Origin of the sequence: Ralstonia flaminis (genome assembly GCF_958415495.1) — a bacterium.
Lineage (GTDB): Bacteria > Pseudomonadota > Gammaproteobacteria > Burkholderiales > Burkholderiaceae > Ralstonia > Ralstonia flaminis.
The window spans coordinates 103,614-124,999 of the sequence record NZ_CATZLL010000013.1 but is presented as its reverse complement, the minus strand read 5'-3'; the positions used below and the strand labels follow the sequence as shown (position 1 = coordinate 124,999).

General features: G+C 62.9%; 11 protein-coding genes. 5 read left to right on the top strand and 6 right to left on the bottom strand.

Features of this window, described 5'->3' with window-relative positions; translation table 11 throughout:
* Nucleotides 1-6 precede the first annotated feature (6 nt).
* Together R2N11_RS19300 and R2N11_RS19295 are read right to left on the bottom strand one after the other, a co-directional pair.
* Complete coding sequence (locus R2N11_RS19300) at nucleotides 7-1,110, bottom strand: putative 2-aminoethylphosphonate ABC transporter ATP-binding protein (RefSeq protein ID WP_316682031.1); 1,104 nt, start codon at nucleotides 1,108-1,110, stop codon at nucleotides 7-9.
* A gap of 129 nt (nucleotides 1,111-1,239) precedes the next feature.
* Nucleotides 1,240-2,106, bottom strand: coding sequence for a LysR family transcriptional regulator (locus tag R2N11_RS19295; RefSeq protein ID WP_199032364.1), 867 nt, complete (start codon nucleotides 2,104-2,106; stop codon nucleotides 1,240-1,242).
* A 308-nt stretch (nucleotides 2,107-2,414) separates the two neighbouring features.
* Between R2N11_RS19295 and R2N11_RS19290 the strand changes: the two genes are divergently transcribed.
* A complete protein-coding gene (locus R2N11_RS19290; protein ID WP_316682030.1) occupies nucleotides 2,415-4,151 on the top strand; it encodes a M30 family zinc metallopeptidase in 1,737 nt (578 codons plus the stop codon).
* Here the strand turns inward: R2N11_RS19290 and R2N11_RS19285 are convergent.
* Together R2N11_RS19285 and R2N11_RS19280 are read right to left on the bottom strand one after the other, a co-directional pair.
* Nucleotides 4,148-4,834 (bottom strand): aspartate/glutamate racemase family protein, encoded by a 687-nt coding sequence (locus R2N11_RS19285; RefSeq protein ID WP_316682029.1) that lies wholly within the window; start codon nucleotides 4,832-4,834, stop codon nucleotides 4,148-4,150. The genes R2N11_RS19290 and R2N11_RS19285 overlap by 4 nt on opposite strands.
* 66 nt (nucleotides 4,835-4,900) lie before the next feature.
* Nucleotides 4,901-5,200 carry a PepSY domain-containing protein gene (locus R2N11_RS19280; RefSeq protein WP_316682028.1) on the bottom strand — a complete coding sequence of 100 codons (300 nt, stop codon included), beginning with the start codon at nucleotides 5,198-5,200 and terminating at the stop codon, nucleotides 4,901-4,903.
* 222 nt (nucleotides 5,201-5,422) lie between these two features.
* On the opposite strand from R2N11_RS19280, the gene R2N11_RS19275 reads away from it, so the two are divergent.
* On the top strand, nucleotides 5,423-7,258 hold the full coding sequence (locus R2N11_RS19275; RefSeq protein WP_316682027.1) for an ABC transporter transmembrane domain-containing protein: 1,836 nt from the start codon (nucleotides 5,423-5,425) through the stop codon (nucleotides 7,256-7,258).
* 81 nt (nucleotides 7,259-7,339) lie between these two features.
* The gene (gene fdxA, locus R2N11_RS19270) at nucleotides 7,340-7,693 is read left to right on the top strand and encodes a ferredoxin FdxA (protein ID WP_316682026.1); all 354 of its coding nucleotides are present in this window, start codon (nucleotides 7,340-7,342) and stop codon (nucleotides 7,691-7,693) included.
* A gap of 68 nt (nucleotides 7,694-7,761) precedes the next feature.
* Here the strand turns inward: fdxA and R2N11_RS19265 are convergent, their stop codons facing one another.
* Together R2N11_RS19265 and R2N11_RS19260 are read right to left on the bottom strand one after the other, a co-directional pair.
* Nucleotides 7,762-11,367 carry a hypothetical protein gene (locus tag R2N11_RS19265; RefSeq protein WP_316682025.1) on the bottom strand — a complete coding sequence of 1,202 codons (3,606 nt, stop codon included), beginning with the start codon at nucleotides 11,365-11,367 and terminating at the stop codon, nucleotides 7,762-7,764.
* Nucleotides 11,364-16,823, bottom strand: coding sequence for a DUF7507 domain-containing protein (locus R2N11_RS19260; protein ID WP_316682024.1), 5,460 nt, complete (start codon nucleotides 16,821-16,823; stop codon nucleotides 11,364-11,366). The genes R2N11_RS19265 and R2N11_RS19260 overlap by 4 nt, the downstream gene beginning before the upstream one ends.
* Nucleotides 16,824-18,232: 1,409 nt before the next feature.
* On the opposite strand from R2N11_RS19260, the gene R2N11_RS19255 reads away from it, so the two are divergent.
* Together R2N11_RS19255 and R2N11_RS19250 are read left to right on the top strand one after the other, a co-directional pair.
* Nucleotides 18,233-19,066, top strand: coding sequence for a response regulator transcription factor (locus R2N11_RS19255; RefSeq protein ID WP_316682023.1), 834 nt, complete (start codon nucleotides 18,233-18,235; stop codon nucleotides 19,064-19,066).
* Entirely contained in the window at nucleotides 19,059-21,383 is a 2,325-nt protein-coding gene (locus R2N11_RS19250; protein ID WP_430715457.1) for a sensor histidine kinase, read from the top strand. The genes R2N11_RS19255 and R2N11_RS19250 overlap by 8 nt, the downstream gene beginning before the upstream one ends.
* The last annotated feature ends 3 nt before the right edge of the window (nucleotides 21,384-21,386 follow it).

Here is a 21,386-nt window from a genome sequence, read left to right as displayed (position 1 = left end):
ACCACCTCAAGCATAGACACGCAGGCCAGCGCGCTCGAGCGCGATCCACAGCTTGCTCTCACCGAGGGCACCGCGCCCACCGCGCAGCGCGTTCGAAGCCACTTCGGCAACCAGCGGCGCATTGGCCAGGCCGTCGATGGCCAGCGTCACACGCGTGCGGCTGCCCAGGTAGATCTGGTCGACCACGCGGGCGAGATGACGATTGGGGGCATCGTCATCCGGATGCAGCGTCACGGCCTCTGGGCGGCAGAACAGGCGGCCGGAGCCCAGCAAGGTATCCGCAAACGCCGGATCGAGCAGCAGCGGCTGGCCGGCCAGCGTGGGCGTGCCATCTTCGTTGTGTTCCAGCGGCAGCCAGTTGGCCTGACCAACGAACCCGGCAACGAAGCTCGTAGCGGGATGCGTATAGATTTCCGAAGGCGAGCCCGTCTGCTCGATGCGGCCGTTGGACATGACCGCAATGCGGTCGGCCATGGCCATGGCTTCGTCCTGATCGTGCGTCACCATCAGCGTGGTCACGTTCAGCTTGCGCTGCAGGCGGCGCAGTTCGATGCGCAGGTGTTCGCGCACCTGGGCGTCCAGCGCCGACATCGGCTCATCCAGCAGCAGCAGCGATGGCGCTGGCGCCAGCGCGCGGGCCAGCGCCACACGCTGTTGCTGCCCACCCGAGAGCTGCGACGGGTACTTGGCTTCACTGCCAGCCAGACCCACCAGCGCGAGCATCTCCGACACCCGCTCCTGCATGCGGGCGCGGTTGCCGTTGGTGGTGTCCAGACCGTAGGCAACGTTCTGGGCAACGGTCAGGTTGGGAAACAGCGCGTACGACTGGAAGACGATGCCGTAGTCGCGCTCGCGCGGCGGCAGGTTCGAAATATCGCGGCCACCGGCGACGATCTGGCCGGCGTCCTGCGCCTCCAACCCGGCAATGATGCGCAGCAGGGTCGTCTTGCCACAGCCCGACGGACCGAGCAGGCAAACGAATTCGCCCTGAGCCACGTCCAGCGAAACACCGTCAAGCGCAGTGAATGCGCCAAAACGGCGGGCAACTTGCCGCACAGAGAGGAACGGCGTGGCGTTACCCGAAGTCGGGTGGGAGGCAGGCTGGGGCATTGACGGGGCGGCTGAGGCAGTAGCAAAAACGGTCGCTACTGTAGCTAGCCGACATGTACCCCTTGTGGCAGTTACCCCAAAAACGCCAATGCGCGCATTTCCGGATTTTTGTTCAGGTGGATGACGAAGTTATGGCGCCGGCGAGCGCACCTGCGCCAGGAAGGCGGCAATCAGCCGCGCTTCGCGCCGATCCTGCAGGCAGTAGAGGTACTCGCTCAACTCCGGCGTGCCACCCTCGAAGGCCAGCATGCGCAGGTCCGGATGGCTTGGCACCTCCTGGCGGGCGATCACGCTCACGCCCAGGTTGCGCATGATGGCTTCGCGAATGGATTCCCGGCTGCCGATTTCCACCGTGGATGCCGCTGTCACGCCGGCCTGGGCCATCATCGTTTCCGTTATGGCTCGTGTGGTGGAGCCCACTTCGCGCACCAGCAGCCGGCACTGTGACAGCGCTGCCAACGGCACGCTTGTCTGTGTGGCCAGTCGATGACTGCGGTGCACCACCAGTACCAGTGGGTCACGCGCCAGCTCAATGCGCAGGAAGCGTGCATCGTCCACCCGCTGCGATGACGAAGCGACGTCCACGCGGTACTCCTGCAGCGCGTCGAGCATCTGCAACGAATTGCCGGCTTCGATGCTCACGTCGATGCCGGGGTGGCTCTGGCAAAAACGGTCAACGATGTCGAGGATGTAGTACGGCGCCGTGGCGCCGATGCGCAGATGGCCCGAGCCCATGTCGCCCGAATTGCGCAGGAAGAAGTCGATCTCGGTTTCCTGCCGCACGAGCTGGTCGACCAGCGGCATCAGGCGGACGCCGGCGTCCGACAGTGCCAGCCGGCGTCCGCCGCGGTAGAACAGCTCCACCCCGTAGGCCTCTTCCAGCGCGCGGATCTGCGATGTCACGGTCGGCTGAGAAAGCCCCAGCTGCTTGGCAGCCAGCGTGATGCTGCCCAGGCGGGCGACCATGAAAAACGATTTGAGCTGCGCGACGAGCATGAATGGGTGACGTATCCAGCGCCTGAAATGGCGCAATCCGCAGGAAAGCGGCCCATTCTAGCGGACCGCCCTGGCACAAAAGTGTCGGCCACCGCTCTCCCCCGTTTTCCGCTTCTACATCCTGGGGCTACGACTTTTTCAACCTTTCCGACAGGGTGCCGGTGGCGACACCCCCACATCAGGGGGAATTGGGCCCTGCCGACCCGTCATTTCCACGGATCGAATCCGTCACCTCCCCTTGAGAATCCGTCCGCGCGCCGCAGTCACAAGCCGACAGCGCGCCGGAATTCGGATTTGGAGAGATGAGGATGGAAGGCAGCAAGGGCGGTAGCAGTACGAAGCAATGGGCCATCGCGATGATGGTGGCAGCAGCAGGCACGCTGGCGGCCTGCGGTGGCGGTGGTGGCGGTGGTGGCAGTTCGGGGGCCACCCCGGCCGCCACGCCGGCGACCCCCGCCAGCATCAATCTGGCTGCCGCGTGCAGCGGCTCCAACTGCGGTGCATTGGGCAATACCTACGCCGGCTCCGGTGTGGGCGTGTGGCAAGCCACCAATACGGGCGGTTCGGCTGGCACCGTGAATGTGTCGATTGCCGGGTTGACTGGCCAGAACGTCACGCTCGTCTATACCAACCAGGGCGCAGCTGCGCAGCCGATGCCGTCCGTGTCGCTCTCCAGCGGCAGCCTGCTTGGTCTTGGCAGTGGCACGACCACCAGCACCACGCCCACCAACGGCGCCTCCGGCAACCTGACCACGGCGTCCGTCAAGAACGACGCGATGAACGCGGCCTTTGACCGCCAGATCTCCGACTTCAACGCGCACGCACTGGACGGCTATGCCTCTGGCGCGGGCCCGCTCAAGACACAAGGCGCTTCCAATGACACGGTTTTGCGCCCGCAGTCTGTTGCCAGTGTCGGTACCCAGCGCACCTGGAACCATCAGCAGCCGGACGGCACCGCCACGGTACGCACCGCCACGCTCAAGCAGCAAGCAGCCGCCACCGATGGCCGCATCATCAACTTGTGGGTCGAAAACTCGGAATACGGCAGCAGCAAGATCTCCGACAGCATCATCAGCACGCTGATCACCAAGTTTGCATCGGGCACGCAGTCGGTCTACACGCTGGCCACATCGATCGTCGGCCAGCCGTGGGGCAGCTACTCCAGCTCCGCCAGCCTGATCGATCCGAACCAGGCGCTCGACATCGTGGTTCTGAACATCCAGCCCGACGGCCAGCCCTATGGCCGCGTGGGCTACTTCTGGGCGCGCAACAATTTCACGACCAGCTCGCAACCGCTGTCGAACCAGTCGCTGTCGCTCTATGTGGACTCGGAAACCATCTACCTGGGCGGCACAGACGGGCTGAACACGGTCATCTCCACGCTGGGCCACGAGTTCACGCATATGGCCAACTTCTACCAGCGTGGCGTGCTGAACGGCTCGCAGTACATGTATGGCACGTGGCTGGAAGAAATGACGGCGATGACGATGGAAGACGTGCTTTCCAGCCAGATCGACCCGAGTTTCAACAACGTGCGCGACAGCCGTTTCCCGGCCTGGTTGCAAAGCGCATACAACTGCTCTCTGACGGCGTTCGACCCGTCACTCACGTCGTCGTGCCCGGGGTATCCGATCTCGGGCAGCCTGGGCGGCTTCCTGCTGCGCCAGTACGGCGTGGCGTACTACAAGAACCTGCTGCAGAACTTCTCGTCAACGGACTCGGCTACGGTGCTCAACAACGCCATCCAGGCCGGCGGCGGTACAGGCCTGGGCGATGCATTGGGCCGTTGGGGGACGGCGGTGGCACTGCTGCCAGTGCCGGGCAGCCCGGGGGGCTTTGCCTATCCGGCGCGTTCGGACAGCGGCTTCTCGATCCCCTCCGTCAATGGCCAGAACTACAGCAGCCAGCGCTCGATGCCGAGCGCCGTGCCGGCCACGCTGCAGGGCTTCGGTCAATTCCCGGTGGCGCGCGGCTTCAAGACCGGTACCTATAGCGAGACGATCACGGTGCCGGCCAATTCGACGGTGTCGATCATCGCGAACTAAGCACGCACAGCGGCGCCAACCGGCGCCGCCTGTACCGCTGCGATGCAGGTGTTCAGCCGACGCATCGCAGCGGAAATCGGCGCAATGATCGGCACGTCAAATCGTTGTGCCAGGCCCACTGCGGCCTGCCCCAGCGGCCCGCCGCCGATGATCACCGCCTGCGCACCAGCGTCAAGGCAGGCGCGCACGGCATCACTCAATGCCGCTTCCAGCGCGCCTGCGTCTGCAGCCAACCGACGTGGCTCGCCGGGCGTGAGCTGCACGCCGGTATAGAGCGCGCCAAGCCCAAGCGCCTGCGCCTTGGCATCAATCGCGGCCACCAGATCGGGCGTGACCGTGGCCACGCCAAATCGGCGCCCACCTTCTGACGCTTCCAGCATCGACGCCTCACAAATGCCGACCACCGGTATGGGCCGGCTTGCCTCACGAACCTGCATCACGCCGGGGTCGCCAAACGCGCTAATGATTACGCCCACGTGCGGCACCCGTGCACTACGCCAGGCGGTTTCCACCTCGGCGGCCGCAGCGGCAAGCTCCACTTCGTTAATGATCATCGACGGCCCATTCGCTACCGTAGCCCCCACGACCGCATAGCCGGCGGGCACGTGGTCTTGCGCGATGCGCACCATCATGTCCGTGGTGGCCTGGGACGAATTCGGGTTGATCAGAAGAATGTTGGGCATGCGGATACGGCGTCAGAACGCGTCTGCGCACAGCGTACCCCACGCGGGCACGCCATCCGTAATGCGCTACTTGTTGATCGCAGCAGAAAGAATCCGGCCGCTGCGTGCATCAAGCCGCACATCGAAAATCCGGCCGGCCTTGAGCACCGTCACGTCGTAAATCAAGCCCGATGCCGACCGCTCAAGCCCAGCCCGGATCGCCTTGCCGTGCAGGTAGTTTTCTGCCTTGTCCACGGCCGACGCAAGCGGCCCGTTGGCCAGCGTTGGGCGGATAGCCTGCCCACCTGGGCGCCGGGCGATAAGGACAGCCGCAACGGCCATCAGAACCGCCAGCGTGAGGAAGGTGAGCGTGTGACGTCGGCGCATGCCATGTCTTGGAAAACCGGAGAGGTCACAAGACTAGACGGCCGGACTTAGCGAGCGCTGAGAGCGGCTGGTCTACAAGGGGGTGATTCGAGCGCATCAAATTGATTCCACTGCGCACACGATGATTGGTCCTGGCATCTCCGGAGTTGCTGTGCGTGGGTCAGCCACGGCCCAATCCAGGGGCTGAGATAATGGGCGCCTTCTGATCTGTTGCCGATTCCCATGCCTTCCGCTGCGCCCCTGCCGTCGCGTATCAGCCCCCTCTTCGCGCTCATGCCCTTCCTGCGCCCGTATGCGCGGCGCTGGGCGATTGCGTTCCTGGCACTGGTGACAGCGGCCGTTGCAACGCTGGCACTGCCGGTGGCGTTCAAGTTTCTGATTGACCGCGGATTTGCCAGTGGCGAGCGATCGCACATTGACCGCTATTTCATCGCCCTGTTCGCCCTCTCTCTGGTGCTTGCCGGCGCCACAGCGCTGCGTTTCTATTGCGTCTCGTGGCTGGGGGAGCGGGTGACAGCAGACCTGCGGCGGGCTGTCTACCGGCACATCGTCAGCTTGAGCCCGGAGTTTTTCGAGACGACACAAACAGGCGAGGTGCTGTCGCGGCTCACAACCGACACGACGTTGATCCAGACCGTGGTGGGGACCAGCCTGTCACTCGGGTTGCGCAACACACTGCTGACGGTCGGCGGGGTGGTGATGCTGGTCGTGACGAGCCCAGTGCTCTCCGGCTACATCATCGCCACGCTGATCGTGGTGGTCGCGCCCATCGTCATCTTTGGGCGTCGCGTGCGGCGGCTCTCGCGTGACAGCCAGGACAAGGTGGCAAGCGCGAGCGCGCTGGCCGGCGAAGTGCTCAATGCCATGCCGACCGTGCAGTCATACACGCAGGAAGCGCAAGAGGCGAGGCGTTTCGGTACGGCCGTGGAAACGGCGTTTGACACCGCGCTCACACGCATTCGTGCCCGCGCGCAATTGACCGCCGTGGTCATCATCTTTGTGTTTGCCGCGATCGTGTTTGTGCTCTGGCTTGGTGCCAAGGCCGTGCTGGCCGGAGAGATGACGGCGGGCCAACTGTCCCAGTTCATCCTCTACGCGGTGTTCACAGCGGGCGCCGTCGGCGCAATTGCAGAAGTGTGGGGAGACCTGCAGAGAGCCGCTGGTGCCACAGAGCGTCTTCTGCAACTGCTGGCAACCCGCTCCCCCATTGCGGAGCCAGATACGCCCGTGGCGCTGCCCGCGCATGCCGAGGGCATCCGCTTCGACAATGTCACCTTCTCCTATCCGTCACGTCCGGGTACCGCTGCACTCTCCCACTTCACGCTCGATGTTGCCCCCGGGGAGCACGTTGCACTGGTAGGGCCTTCCGGTGCGGGCAAGACAACGCTGTTTCAGCTTCTGCTGCGCTTCTACGAGCCGCAGTCCGGAAGCATCCTGATCAGCGGCGTCCCAACACGGCAAGTCTCACTCGCGGCGCTGCGGCAGGCCATTGGTGTCGTGCTGCAAGAATCGGTGATCTTCTCAGGGAGTGTGCTCGACAACATCCGCTATGGCGCGCCCGAAGCAACGCTCGCGCAAGTACAACGTGCGGCCGAAATGGCCGCCGCTGCAGGCTTCATCAACGAGCTGCCACAAGGCTACGACACGTTGCTGGGCGAGCGTGGCGTCAGGCTGTCGGGAGGGCAGCGCCAGCGAATCGCCATTGCGCGGGCCATTCTCAAAGACCCGCCCATCCTGCTCCTGGATGAGGCCACCAGCGCGCTCGATGCCGCAAGCGAGCGGCTGGTGCAGACCGCCCTGAACAATGCCGCGCGAAACCGCACCACGCTGGTGATCGCGCACCGCCTTGCCACCGTGCAGCAAGCTGACCGGATCGTTGTGCTTGAGCAAGGCCGCATCGTTGCGCAAGGCCGCCATGCTGAGCTTTTGCAGAGTTCTCCGCTTTATGCACGTCTTGCGGCGCTGCAGTTTGGTGGGCCGTCAATGGACACCGAAGAGACCGAAGGGCTCAGCGCGCCATCCGAGTTGACAACAGGCAGTACCGACAGGTCACATTGAGTCCGACGCCCGCCACGGTTCGGGTTGATGCTGCATAATTTCGAACGTTTTTTGAACAGGTGTTGAACACCTCGCTTTGCTATGCCGTACGTCGTCACCGAATCTTGCATCCAGTGCAAATACACGGACTGTGTTGCCGTCTGCCCGATGGACTGCTTCCACGCCGGCCCGAACTTTCTGGTAATTGATCCGGATGAATGCATCGACTGCTCGATCTGCGTACCGGAGTGCCCGGTGGGGGCGATCTACCCCGCCGCCGAGGTGCCGGCCGATCAGCAGGACTTCATTGCACTGAATGCGCAGCTCTCGCGCCGCGCAGATTGGCCGCGTCTGACCGCGGTCGAGCCGCCACTGCCCGACCATGCGCGCTGGGCGCAGGTTAAGGACAAGCGCGACGCATTGCGCATCGCGCCCGAGTCGCCACCGTCAACCTGACGACGTGGCCGCCACAGCGCTGGGTTTCAATCAGCGCCCTGCGGCACGTGGCGTCAAGTCGATCAGGCCTAGATGGACATCACCGCGTTCACGAACCAGCCGCGATACCGGTATCCAGGCTTGGCCATGTCATCACTGAACCTAGTGAAGTTGTAGCCCACGCCCAGGCGGACATGCTTGGCAACGTCGTAGTCGAGGCTGGCCAGCCAGCCTTGCCGCGTACCGCCGTCAGTGGCGCGCAGCACACGGTACTCGCCCATCGCGCTCAGGCCGCCGTAGACGTACCGGCGCACCTGCGCAGCCATCAACGTCGCGCGGTTGCTGTACCAATCACCGCTGCCGCGATCCAGGCGGGCTTCACCGGTTCGGGTGGCGAGCTTGGCAGCAAACTCCCAGTTGGCATCCAATCGATAGATACCTTCCAGCGACCAGATGGAGGAGCGCTGATCAGGCAACAGGCCTGCCCCCGTGCTGCCGTCCACCTGTCCGGCCGAGGCAAGGTTGTACAGATAGGTGTACTTGCCGATGACTGTCCATCGCACGCTGTTCCAGGGCCGCCAGGCGAAGCCGAGGCTGGCCTCGGTGTATCGCGCATCGTTGACTGGCTGATTGGCATCGCTGGTATTGGCCCAGTTGAAGCGTCCGCCCAGGCGCAATGACTCGTTGATCTCGTAGCCAACGCGGTTGGCCGAAACCCACTGCCGGCGCTGTTCGGCACCCTCGTCGTTGCGGTATTCCAGCTTGCTGGCCCAGGTGGTGCCAGGCTGGGTCAGGCCCACGTTCACGCTGGCGGCCTGCCGATGCACCTTGCCCGCGCCGCTCACGGCATCGAGTTCTGCCTGCTGCAGGCTGAAACCCGTCGTCCAGCCGCGTGCGGGATAGAAGTCCATACCAAAGGTATGCCCCACGCCCGTAGTGGGCCCGCTCTTCAGGCTTTGCGTTTCGTTGTAGAAATTGGTCGTGTTGGAGATGCGCCAGCGCTGGCCCAGCGTAATGCTGCTGGGCGCCTGCGCAAGCAGTGGCGACTGGTCGTACACGCCGGTGGAGTCGATCAGGCGGGTGTAGTTGCCGTACAGCGAGTGATCGGGGCTCATCCGGTATTCACCCATGAGCTTGGCCGCATTGCCCCGATTGCCCGCCGTGTATTCGGCGCCGGCGGAAGACTGATTGGCAAACTGGTACTTCGCACCCACGGTGGCGGCATTGTTGCGCGGGTAAGCGCCGCCATCATCATCGAGCGTGATCTGCCCGGTGCCATACACGTCGAGTGTGCCGATCAGGCGCCGTGTATAGCCCAGTGCTGCCAGCGTTCCGGTGCCGCTGTTCCCCTGGTAGGTCTCGGTAACGCGGCGGATTTCGGCAATCAGGTCGGAGTGCTCTGCCAGGCGCCAGTCGATCTGCGCCTGTGCCTGCTCCAGGGCATCCGTGCCACGCTCGGATTTGCTGTAGCGGCCAGCGATCCGGATGTCTTCCCGCACCTGGCCGGCATACTCAAAGCCGTATTCACGGATGGGGTAGCCCAGGTCGGCACGTGCCACGGAATACCCCGAGCTCACGTCCCGCCACCAGGCGCCGACGGTCCAGTCGCGTGACGTCCACCCCAGCTCACGCAGGTTGGCGCGACCTTCCACGGCAGTGGCGTTGCCGCTGCGATTGGTCTGCGTTTGCGGGTTGATCTGCATGAAGCTCAGACCACCGTTGTCGGAGTAGAAGATGGGCGCCATCGCAGCCTGCGTCTGCGAGTGCTCCATCTTGAGGTAAGTCCCGCGTCCGGCCTGCAGCGTCGCGTCCACCCCCTTCATGGTGTACGCCTGGTCCGAGCGCCCTTCGCTCACGTAGGTGCCGCCCACGGCAACGTGCTCGCCAAACCAGTGCTTGGCACGCACGCCACCCGTCACATTGTTGCTGTCGAACCCGCTCGGCACATATTCGTAATCCGCCAACAGGTGGTTTTCGTAGCCGCCGGTGGGGCGATCACGGAACAGCGTGCTGGTGTTCTGGTCGGCAATCTGGGCAAGCGGCTTCGTCATCATGATCCGCCCTTGCATCTCGTTGATGTCGTAGTCGATGCCACGCACCAGCGAGATGCGATTGACCACGCTCCCCGTGGAAGGGTCGCGCACCTCCAGCACGAGTTGATCGGAACCTGGCAGCAGATCGGTATGCCGCAGGTAATACAAGCTACCGCCCGTGCCGAGAAATTCCGAGTGCCCCGCCACCGTTTGCGCCTGCGAGGCAAACACCTTCACTTGCGTGCTCGGATCGCCCAGCGGCGTGCTGGAGCGGCTGCGCCAGTCGACCGCGGCGCCATACAGGCTGCGCACGTACTGCGCATACTGCGTACCCGTGAAGCCCGTCTGGTAGTTGCCCCACAGGGCCTGGCTCTTGTCCCAATCGACCCGCAGGTACAGCTTGCCCTGCGTATCGATGTCGCGGTACGTGGTGGAGTCATCGCCGTACACCGGGTAGTACATGTTTGGGTCCAGGCGTCGGAACACGTCGCGCGGGTCCGCCTTGAACAACCCGTCAAACAGATTGCCGACGTTGCGTTCGGTCGTATCAGCCTGTGCGGTGAACAGGTAGCGCCCGTCCACCTTGCCCTTGGTGTAGAAAGCCAACCGCCCCTCGTCGAGGAAACCGTTGCGATAGCGGTCGTCCACGGTCAGGCCCGATGCACCGTCACCGCTGATCGAACTCTTGGACATCGTCAGATCCGCAATGGCGACGACGAACAGGTAGTTCTCGCGCACGTTGATGTCCAGCGGGTAGCTGCTGCCCTCTCCGTTCGGGCCCTTCACGTCGACGGCAAACCGGTGCATGCCGGTCGGCAACAGATACTCGGCCACGAACTTGCCGCGCTGGTCCACGGGTACGGTCTGGCCGTCGATGGTCAGCCCATAGCCTTCGGGCACGTTCTGCCCGAACACGCGCACCCGCGACCCGCGAATGATGATGTTCTGCTGGCGCAGCGCGTTGTTGCCGAACGTGCTGTCGAGCAGCGCGCGCGACTCCAGCTCGCTGGCGCTCAGCGCGCGCAGCGGGCCGCTGGCGTTCTGGTGCATCTGGTCAAGAATGCGCTGCCGGTCTGCCGGAGACACCAGCAGCAGGCTGCGCGGATAGGTCTCGTCGACGCTGCCATCGGCCGCCGCGGCGCGCAGGATGTAGGTGAGCCGATCCCCAGGGCGCACACGCGTGCCGTCTGGCAGGCTGCCGTCCCACGTTGCCTGGACCACGCCGCCGGGCGGAATATCCACCGTCGCCAGTGGCGTCACCAAGTCCGTGTCTTCGGCGCGGTAGATGCTGATCTGCATCCGCTTGATGAAGGCGGCGTAGTTGCTATAGACCTGCAGCTTCACCGGCTCGACGATGCGGCCACCCTCGACCGCCGCTTCGGACCCGGCTTGCACGCTCAGTACAGGCGTCGTTTGCGCTGGGTCTTCGGTTGCCCAGACCATCCCGCCGTTGGGCAGGTCGATGCTGAAATGGGTGGCCACGGCTTCCTGTCCGATGGCCGCGGGTTGTTTGTCGGCAGACAGTGTCTGTGCCGAGGCGGGCATCCCATAGCCCACGAAAAGGATGCCAGCAATCGCTGCATCCAGCGTTTTGAGTCGCATGGTCTTGGTGGTCTTCGAGCGGGGCCGGGACAAGGTTTGGGAGGCGAGACGCGTGTTCATTGCTGTCCCTCCTTGCCACCGTTGCCCTGCACCGCAGCGCCCGCTTGGGCTGGTACCGCCGTCGGCAGCCTGACGCCGAAGTCGAAGCGTGCCGGCACACCCTGCGTGATCCGCTTGACCAGCGGATTGGCCGTGGTGAACTCGCTGCGTGGCGGCAGCGTTGCCGGGTCCACCTTCATGATGAAGTTGCGCCCGCGTGCGATGTTCGCCACGTCGATGCCCTCCAGGTGATACCGCCCGTAGGCATCCGTCTCGATGATGTTGCCCTCGACCGTCGCGATGCGGACCCCCGGAATACCGCGCTCTTCCAGGCCGCTGTTGACGATGATGTAGTCGACACGCAGCGTGCCGCCGTCTTCCTTCGTGACCTGACGCTCAACGCTCAAGGCCTGGGACGAGAGCTGCTTCGCCACATCACCGCTGGGCGTGCTTTCCGTGCGGCCGTCTGCGTAAAGGCGAACCTTGCTGCCTTCTGCCGTCGTCAACGTGAAGTCATCGGTAAAGGCGGCTTCGCGCAGGCGCTGCGAAATGACGATGCGATGCTTGTTCACGGGCTGTGCCATGCTCAGGCGCCCTGACAGACTGCCCAGTGAGATGCCGTGCAGCAGCGGTGCGCTGGCATCGGCCTCGGGGCGCGGGCCGTCGCCGCGGTCCACCGTGGTGGAACCCGGTACGTAGGCGTCCGGATTGAAACCGCCCTGTACGCGCAGGCTGGTCGCATTGGCGCTGGCTTGCCAGCCGTCACCGTTGCGGTCGTCAAACACGGTACCGAAGACGCGGGTTTCTTCGAACAGCGGATCGGCATCGCGGCGCACGGTTGCCTGTGCCTGGTTACTGACGCGCATGCCGTTGAGCAACAGCAGCGCGGTGTTGACGTACTCACCGCGTGCGGAAGCCCCAGGCCCCACGCGCAGCATGTAGACCACCGTCATCGAGGCACCTGCGGACAGGTCAATGCCTTCGACACGGATCGGGCTGGAACCGACCAGACGGCTGTTGCCGTTGCCACCCGTCACCGTGAGCGAACTGGCGATCAAGCTGAAACCGACGGGCGGCGTATCCACCAGCACCGCGCCGTGGATATCGGTCTTGCTGGGGTTTTGCACGGTCAGCGTGTAGCGCACCACATCGCCGACGTTCACCTTCTGCGGTGCTGCCTGCTTGTTTACACGCAGCAGCGCGTCATCGCTCACGGCAAAGCGGATCGCGGCGTCGCTGCAGTTTGTCGGCGCCATCCGGTCGCAGATGCGATAGCGCAGGGTGTAGCTGCCGCCGGGCGTGCCCGGGGGCACCATCACGGTGCCGTCAGGACGCAGCGACAGGCCCGGCAAGCCGCCGTTGTCCAGCAGCGTCAGGTTGATGTTGGCCGGGTTAGCGATCGGCTTGCCGCCCTGGGTGTCGTTGCCCAGGATGATCCCGATCGGGCCACCGGTCGCGCCGTTCACGGGGGCTTGACGGTAGTCGTCGTCGGTCGCCTGCAGCGGCTGCGATGTCACCGTCACCGAAATGCTGGCCGTGGCGCAGTTGGCGGGGTTCAGCTTCTCGCAAATCTGATAGCCGATCGTGTACGTGCCAGCCGGCGTGCCCGGTGCCACGGATACCAAGCCGGTGTTCGGGTCAAGGCTCACCTTCGGGTTGCTCGACGGCGTTGACACATTTACGTTGACGTTGCCCGGCGTTGCCTTCGCGCCATTGAGCGTGTCGTTGTCCAGCACGTTGCCGACCTGCGGGTTGCCACCCGAGCCATCGACACCGGTGTAGCTGTCATTGCCCGCCGCAATCTTGCCCGGCGCCACCGTCACCGTTGCAGTCGCGTTTGCGCAGTTGCCTGCGTTCAGCTTCTCGCAAATCTGGTAGCCGATGGTGTACGTGCCCGCCGGCGTGCCCGGTGCCACCGACACCACGCCGGTGTTCGGGTCAAGGCTCACCTTCGGGTTGCTCGACGGCGAGGTCACGCTCAGGTTGACCGTGCCCGGCGCCGTCTTCGTGCCATTCAGCGTGTCGTTGTCCAACACGTTGCCCACGCTGCTGTTGCCCCTGTTGCCGTCGATGCCGGTGTAGGTGTCGTTGTTGGCAACGATCTTGCCCGGCACCACCGTCACGGTTTCCGTGGCGGTCGCGCAGTTGGTCGGGTTCAGCTTCTCGCAGATCTGGTAGCCGATGGTGTACGTGCCGGCCGGCGTGCCCGGTGCCACCGACACCAGGCCGGTGTTCGGGTCCAGCGTCACCTTCGGGTTGCTCGATGGCGTCGTCACGCTGACGTTGACGGTGCCCGGCGTAACCTTCGTGCCGTTGAGCGTGTCGTTGTCCAACGCGTTGCCAACGTTGCTGTTGCCGGCGTTGCCGTCAATGCCGGTGTAGGTGTCGTTGCCGGCAATGATCTTGCCCGGCGCCACCGTCACCGTGGCCGTGGTGTTGGCGCAGTTGGTCGGGTTCAGCTTCTCGCAGATCTGGTAGCCGATGGTGTACGTGCCGGCCGGGGTGCCCGGCGCCACCGAGACCACACCGGTTGTCGGATCCAGGGTCACCTTCGGGTTGCTCGACGGCGAGGTCACGCTGATGTTGACCGTGCCCGTTGTCGCCTTGCTGCCGTTGAGCGTGTCGTTGTCCAGCACGTTGCCGACGCTGCCGTTACCGGCGTTACCGTCGATACCCGTATAGCTATCGCTGCCCGCCGTAATCGGGCCCGTCACCACCGTCACCGAGGCGGTAGCGTTTGCGCAGTTGGCCGGATTCAGCTTCTCGCAGATTTGGTAGCCGATCGTGTACGTGCCGGCCGGTGTGCCCGGCGCCACCGACACCACGCCAGTCGTCGGATCGAGGGTTACCTTCGGATTGCTCGACGGCGTGGTCACGCTCACGTTGACGGTGCCCGGCGTGACCTTCGTACCGTTGAGCGTGTCGTTGTCCAGCACGTTGCCGACCTGCGGGTTGCCGGTAGCGCCGTTCGTCCCGGTGTAGGTGTCATTGCTTGCAATGATCTTGCCGGGTGCCACCGTCACGGTAGCCGTGGCACTCGCACAGTTGGTCGGGTTTAGCTTCTCGCAGATCTGGTAGCCGATCGTATACGTGCCCGCCGGCGTGCCCGGTGCCACCGACACCAGGCCGGTGTTCGGGTCCAGCGCCGCCTTCGGGTTGCTCGACGGCGAGGTCACGCTGATGTTGACCGTGCCCGTTGTCGCCTTGGCGCCACTGAGCGTGTCGTTGTCCAGCACATTGCCGACGCTGCTGTTGCCTGCCGTGCCATCGATGCCGGTGTAGCTGTCGTTGCTGGCCGCAATGGGCGCCGCGCCCACCACAATGGTGGCCGTCGCCGCCGCGCAATTGGTCGGGTGCACGGCGTCGCACACCGTGTACGGAATCTTGTAGGTACCCGCCGGCGTGCCGGGCTTGACCGTGATCGTGCCGTCAGGATTGAGCGTGAAGCCCCCGGTCGACGGCGTGGGCGTGGTGGTGCCCCAGGTCAACGTCACGTTGCCCTTGCCGGTTCCGCTCGTCGGCCCCACCGTGCTGCCCAGCGTGTCGTTGACGAGCACGCTGCCAAGCGAGCCCCCTGCCGCGCCGCTGGGCACGGTGTAGTTGTCGTTGTTGGCGGCGATCTTCGGGTCACCAATCGGCGTATCAACAACGCCCGTCGACGTGACGGGGCCACCGCCGCCCGAGGGCGTGGCCGTGACGGTCGCAACGTTGTGGATCGGCACACCGGCGTCCACATCGGCCTGCGTCACCGTGTAGGTAAAGCTGCCGCAATTTGCGGAGGCACCCGGGTTGATGGTTGTTGGCGTACACGCCAGTGCGGTACCGCCGGCTTTGGGGTCCGACACCGTCAGGCCGGTGAGCACGATGCTGCCGCTGTTGACGGCAGTGATGCTGTAGAGGATGGTTTCGCCCACATCCGCCTTGCCGTTGCCATTGGCGTCATTGAGCGAGGCCGTCTTGGTGACCGACATGGCGGGCGTGCCCTGCACGGTGGTTGATACCGTCGCGCTGTTGTTGCCCGTTGCGGGTTCCGCAACCGTGGTATCGGTGGCGGCCAGCTGCACGGTCGCGGTGTTGCTGATGTTTCCTGCCGCGCCAGGCGCATTCACATTGATGGTGATCTGTACGCTGCTGCCGGCCGGCAGGCTCTGCACCGCGCCGGCAATCACGTACCCCGCGGCATCGCTGCCGGTCACGCTGGTACCCAGCGCCCCGCAGATTGCGCCGCCGGTCGGGTTACCGCAGCTCACGTTGCCGGCAGTGACACCCGTAATGCCCACGGGCATCGTGTCTTTGAAGGTGGCGCCAGTGGCGGGGTAGGCGCCAGTGTTGGCGATGGTCAGCGTGTAAGTCATTGGCTGACCCGCCTGCACGGTGGCAGGCGCCGCCTTGGTGATGCCCAGATCCACCACACGCGGGATGTTGGTGAGCGTGCAGTCCACCCGGTCGGCCAGTTGCTGCAGGTTCAGCGTTGGCGGATTGGCCGGATCGAACGAGCCGCTGGGCAGCACCGTGCTCGAAGCCGCATTGCCGTTGGTACAGGCAATCGTTCTGTCGTACTGCGCCAGCGTGTAGCGGCTGCCCGGCGCCATCTGCTCGATCAGGGTGAGCACGTTGCCCGGCATGACAGCCTGGCCGCTGATGTACGGATAGTTGCCGGTACCGGTGCCCGATGTGGACGTGTTGATGATTTCGTTACCGCGGGCATTGAGCACGCGGTAGGTGAACTGGTCTGATGGGTCCAGGCGGCCGCTCGGCAGCGCCTTGCGCAGCCGCACCCCACCCCAGCGCACGCCAAACGCCATGCCCTGCAGGCTGGAGCCGTTGGTGTGGACTTGCCCCATCACGGTAAACGGGGAACCGGTGCGCGTGGTAGAGAACACTGCGGCGTTGGCGGTGCCGCTTTTGCCCACCAGTCGGACGCAGTCCACCATACCAATACAGGCGGATGCGGGCGTAGCTGAGACACCCGGCGTCACGCCCGGCATCCCATAGGTAAGGTTGTTGCTTGGCGACGCGCCCAGCCACTCCACCTGATGAAGCGTGCTCCCCCCGGACACCACCCCGAAATCGAGGTTTTCGCCGGTGTTCGTGCTCTCACCATCCGCCAGCACCATTTCGAAGCTGTTGGTCGCTTCCTGGCCTGCGGGGTTATAGATGTGAATGTCCTGCAGCGTGACCGTGGTGTGGTTCGCGACGCCGCCATTGTTCGTATAGAGCGCGGCCTTGTTCGGCGTATAGATGGTGTAGTAGCCGCTGGTGCCGCTGAACTGGGACCCGGTCCAGGATGGCGCCTGCACGCCGCTCAGGCCAGAACTGGTCCCGACGTTGCTCACGACCGCAGTCAGGGTCATGGTCGAGCCATCGGGCAGATCGAATGTCAGAGGTGTCGAACCGTCTGCCGTCAGTGAAACACCATCCAACTGCAGCCAGCAGATCTCATCGACATGGACCCCCTTCGAGTTCGGATCGGCCATGCGGCAAAGGTTGTTGGCAAATGCTGGCGATGCCAGCAACCATGCCAACGATGCCAGTAAGAACAACCCGCAACGCTTCCACCAGGCACGTCGAAAAGCGCTGTGCCGGCGATAACCCCCACCCTGATATTCCATCTTTGGAACGCCCCGTTATCAACAAACGACCGCCCGTCATGCGTAACCGTTTGATTTAAATATTTCGACGCATGCCCGACGCCGCCGCTAAATGAAATGACAGCAACAAGCAAGGTAAAAACGGGTAGAAACAAAAGGGGAACGGCGAGATGAGGTCTATAAAATGAATGAGCGAATGCTGCCCGCACGATAAAATCGTGCTTGCAAATACCGCCTTCAGATTTAGAACTGCGTTATGAGCGCATTTCGTGACAAAGCAGACAGGCCTGCCCGCGTGCGCGCAGCAATGCCTGCCATTGAGCGCAGACCAAGCACCCTGGCACGAAAGAACCTCTCATTTTGACTCGCTATGAAGGACTGGCGACAGCTCTTGACGATGGCCACACCCCGCCTCTCGCCAACCGCACCAACCCTGGACCGACTCCCGAACCCTTAAAAAGCAGTAGCTCAAGCCGGCTACAGTCAATTTCCCCTACAACCCGCAACGTCGCTTCTGTCTGTTCCTGCGCAGTTTCCCAAAAGACGCTGAGAATCTTTGCAGCCAACCCATTTTTTTACAGCGCTATTCGGCTCAACTTTTTTCTCTTGTACGTAACGCCAGCAGGTCGCACCGGACGGGTTTATGCAACAACACCGTACGACACCACGCTGACATGGCGCGCAATATTACCAATTAAGGAGCAATTAAGAACAAATTCTCCTCGTCTGAAATTTCAAACAATTGTAAACAACGTGGTCAGCGTGTTTTTGAGAAGCAAGAATCCATTCCAAGGAGGCACAACAAATCCCGCCTAAAAATAGACGCTGTGCATTTTGGGAGCATCCGGGTAGGCGCGTTTTTTGATCGGCGGAAAAATACTTTGCCCGAGCGGATGAATCTTCAAAGTTCCCACAAGATCGGATGCCTGCCGGGCTCAACGCTAGGCAAGGACGGTGCGCGCGAACCGGAGATGCATCAATAGAGAGTCCGCTGGACTACTGAGCACACCTCTCGCGTGCGCGGCTGATGTGCTTAGCCACAATAGCGAGGAGGTTATTGGCACAGTCATGGCGGCGTTCACCCTGTCCGGTGTCCTGTGCGGGGTATGGGGTCAGCTCAAGCGGTTGCGCTGTATGCCAGACAACGTTTTCTCCGAAGCGGCATCGCGTTTGGCCAACCGCGCGCAACCTCCCGCTATGTCACAGATGTCCGCTTATACTTGCGCGGAACCATGGCGCATGCGCGGACCACGATGCCCCTCGGTTTGCCCCCCCGTCTCCGCTTGCCCGTCGTCATGCCATCTCGCCCGTCAAATTCGACGTCGCTTCGTGCCGCCCCGGATCTCGCCGGCGCGCACATCCTTGTCGTCGATGATTGCCCGAACGAGCTTCAACTACTGATCGAGATTTTGCGTGTTGCCCGTTGCCGGATCAGTGTTGCATTCGATGGCGTCCAGGCTTATCACCGGGCACAGGCAGTGGCCCCCGACCTGATCCTGATGGATGTGCGTATGCCCCGCATGGATGGCTTTGCCTCGTGCCGGTTGCTTACTGCAACGCCTTCTACACAGGCCATCCCGATCATCATGCTGACGGCAGCGACGGATCTCGATGACCGACTCGAGGGGCTCGAAATCGGAGCGATTGACTATATCGTCAAGCCGTTTGAACCCGCAGAGGTCATTGCACGCATCCGGAATCATCTGAAGAAGGCGCTCAACAGTCGTTCCGAGCACTACCTGCCCGTGCTCCCCGACACGCCGGATGCGTCCTTGGTACGCGCAGCCAGCCAGCTTCTGCTGCGTGACGTGCGCAACCCACCCACCGTCGAAGATCTAGCCAAGCAGGTGGGCACCCACGAAAAGCGCCTGTCTCGGGTATTCCGCGACCATCTCGGAAAGACCGTCTTCGAATATTTGCGCGACACGCGGCTGCAGATGGCGCAGCGTTTTCTCGCTAGAACATCGATGGGCACCGGAGAGATCGCTGAAGAGATCGGTTTTTCCAGCGCCGCCAATTTTGCAACGGCGTTTCGCGACCGCTTCGGTACCACGCCATCCGCCTGGAAGCGGCAGCACCGCGAAGTCGACACCACCGATCCCATCCAGGTCCCGAACACCGATGCGTGAACGATGCAAAGCATGCGCAGTGTTGTTTCGCACTGCACTGTGCTTCCTGCTGCTTGCATGTATGCCCCTTCCGGCAGCCTGGGCCGCCACGGCCGCGGGCCCAGAGCTGCTGGAAGATGTATCGATATTCGAAGACACCACCGCCGCAATGCCGCTCGAAGCGATCGTTGCTCTGCCCAAGAGCGATCGTGGTGGTTTTGTACCGGCCACAAAGGCGAGACTGAATCCTGGATTCTCACGGTCTGCCTGGTGGGTCCGCCTCACATTGGTCAACCACGACAATGTCGAGCGCCCAATCGTGCTGGCGCTGCACGACGCACGTGTCGATCGGGCGGACTTCTACAGCCCCCGCAGCGGCCGCTGGACACTGGATGCCGTATTCCCAATCACCGGCATCGACGCGAATCAAGCACCGCCTCGGTATCCGATGCTCAACGTGACGCTGCATCCAGGCGAGAAGATCCCTGTCATCGTGCGAGTCACGTCCCGCAAGACATTGCAACTGGAGCCCATGGCCTTTGCCCAGGAGGCATGGCAGGCAAAGGAGATTCGCGCTGCCTTGTGGAACTTCGGATTCCTTGGTGGCCTACTGGCATTGGCGTGGTCCGCCTTGCTGATCGGATTCTTTTCTCGCAACAGCGCGTTCTACCTGTTGGCGGGGCTGACCCTGAGTACTGCGCTATTTGAGGCATCCATCCGCGGCTATACCCGTGCGTATCTGTGGCCGCATGCGCCCGAATGGTCGGCGCGTAGCGAAATACTGTTTGTGTATCTTGCCATTGCACTCTTCATTGCGTTCATCCTGAAGATTGCTCGCGGAGAAAAGGTCAGGATGCCAGTGCAGGTCATCTACCTGGCGATACTGTGTCTCGAGTGCATTGGAATGATCGGTGCTGCGTTCGGCGATCTCCTTGTCTTTACGCGGTTCTGCCTGCAACTGAGCGTCGCACTCGGCATCCTCAATATCTGCATTGCGCTGCTGTTCTCCAAGCGCGGTACCCCTACCGGCCGTCTGTTGCTGGTAACGGTCTGCTTTGCTCTGTTCAATTTGCTGATACGGACTGTCGAAGGGCTCGATGCGCTACCTTCGGCGCTGTCATGGCTCAAGTCCGACATTTACCCCAATCCCGTCATTGCGATCATCGGCCTTGCCACGCATCTCGTGGTTCTGGCGGCCTGGATCAACCATGTGGGCCGTCAGCGCACAGAAGCAAGGCAGCGGCTGGAACATTGGCAACTCACGGAACAGGATCGGCTGCGGGACGAAGTCGCCAAACGGACGGTCGCGCTCAACGAAGCGCTGGGCCAAGCGCAAACCAGCATGCAGCAGAAAATCGAAACCCTTGGGTATGTCAGCCACGACTTGCGCGCCCCCCTGTCCACGATCAACGGGTACGCGAAACTCCTGCTGGATAGCGCGACACAGAGTCAGGCCAAGCTGATCCAATCCATCGACCGAAGCATCCGCTACCAACTGACCCTCATTGATGAGCTGCTGGAATATACGAAGGCCGAACTGCAGCCACTCGGCGTTTCTCCCAGCCCCGTAGACTTGCCTGACCTTCTGGATGACATTGCCGGCTATGCCATCGCACTTTGCGCACAGCAGAACAACCAGTTCATCTATCGGCCGCTGACGCCGCTGCCGAAAACGTTGGAGATCGACGGAATCCGACTTCAGCAAGTCTTGCTCAACCTCCTATCCAACGCTTCAAAGTTCACGCGCAGTGGCGTTGTAACGCTAACCATCAAGGCACACAAGCAGGCCGACGGGTATCGCATCGGCCTTGAGGTTGCCGACACCGGCATCGGGATCGACGTCACGAAGAAGACAGACATTTTCGGTGCCTATCAACAAGTCCAGGCAATCAACGGTGGTACCGGACTCGGTCTGTTTATCGCACAGCGCATCGTCAAAGCCATGAGCGGCGAACTGCTTGTCTCCAGCAAACCCGGCGTTGGCACATCGTTCGCTTTCGAAATCACCGCACCGGCCCTTGGACATGCCCTGATCGATGTGGACGACCTCCCCCACCCAACACAGCCCAGGACCGAGCCCGCACGCTCCCGAACCCCAACGCTCAAGCCCCCAGCCCAGGACCTTGATGAACTTGCCCAGTTCGCCAGAAACGGTCGCCTGACAGACGTGGAAGACTGGATCAGCAGATTTGCGAATGTCCCCGGCTATGCCAGCTTTCTCGACGAAGTCCAAAAATGCGTCGATGCCTTGGATTTTGCGGCAATAGAAGCGCTTCTTGGTTCGACACAAGACCAGGTTGATCTGACCTCTGTTGATCTGGACCGCATCCTGACCTAGCGG

Excerpts from the sequence above, each read along its gene's own strand:
- R2N11_RS19300 (WP_316682031.1), bottom strand. The coding sequence starts at position 1,110 with ATGCCCCAGCCTGCCTCCCACCCGACTTCGGGTAACGCCACGCCGTTC.
- R2N11_RS19295 (WP_199032364.1), bottom strand. The coding sequence starts at position 2,106 with ATGCTCGTCGCGCAGCTCAAATCGTTTTTCATGGTCGCCCGCCTGGGC.
- R2N11_RS19290 (WP_316682030.1), top strand. The coding sequence starts at position 2,415 with ATGGAAGGCAGCAAGGGCGGTAGCAGTACGAAGCAATGGGCCATCGCG.
- R2N11_RS19285 (WP_316682029.1), bottom strand. The coding sequence starts at position 4,834 with ATGCCCAACATTCTTCTGATCAACCCGAATTCGTCCCAGGCCACCACG.
- R2N11_RS19280 (WP_316682028.1), bottom strand. The coding sequence starts at position 5,200 with ATGCGCCGACGTCACACGCTCACCTTCCTCACGCTGGCGGTTCTGATG.
- R2N11_RS19275 (WP_316682027.1), top strand. The coding sequence starts at position 5,423 with ATGCCTTCCGCTGCGCCCCTGCCGTCGCGTATCAGCCCCCTCTTCGCG.
- fdxA (WP_316682026.1), top strand. The coding sequence starts at position 7,340 with ATGCCGTACGTCGTCACCGAATCTTGCATCCAGTGCAAATACACGGAC.
- R2N11_RS19265 (WP_316682025.1), bottom strand. The coding sequence starts at position 11,367 with ATGAACACGCGTCTCGCCTCCCAAACCTTGTCCCGGCCCCGCTCGAAG.
- R2N11_RS19260 (WP_316682024.1), bottom strand. The coding sequence starts at position 16,823 with ATGGCCGATCCGAACTCGAAGGGGGTCCATGTCGATGAGATCTGCTGG.
- R2N11_RS19255 (WP_316682023.1), top strand. The coding sequence starts at position 18,233 with ATGCCATCTCGCCCGTCAAATTCGACGTCGCTTCGTGCCGCCCCGGAT.
- R2N11_RS19250 (WP_430715457.1), top strand. The coding sequence starts at position 19,059 with ATGCGTGAACGATGCAAAGCATGCGCAGTGTTGTTTCGCACTGCACTG.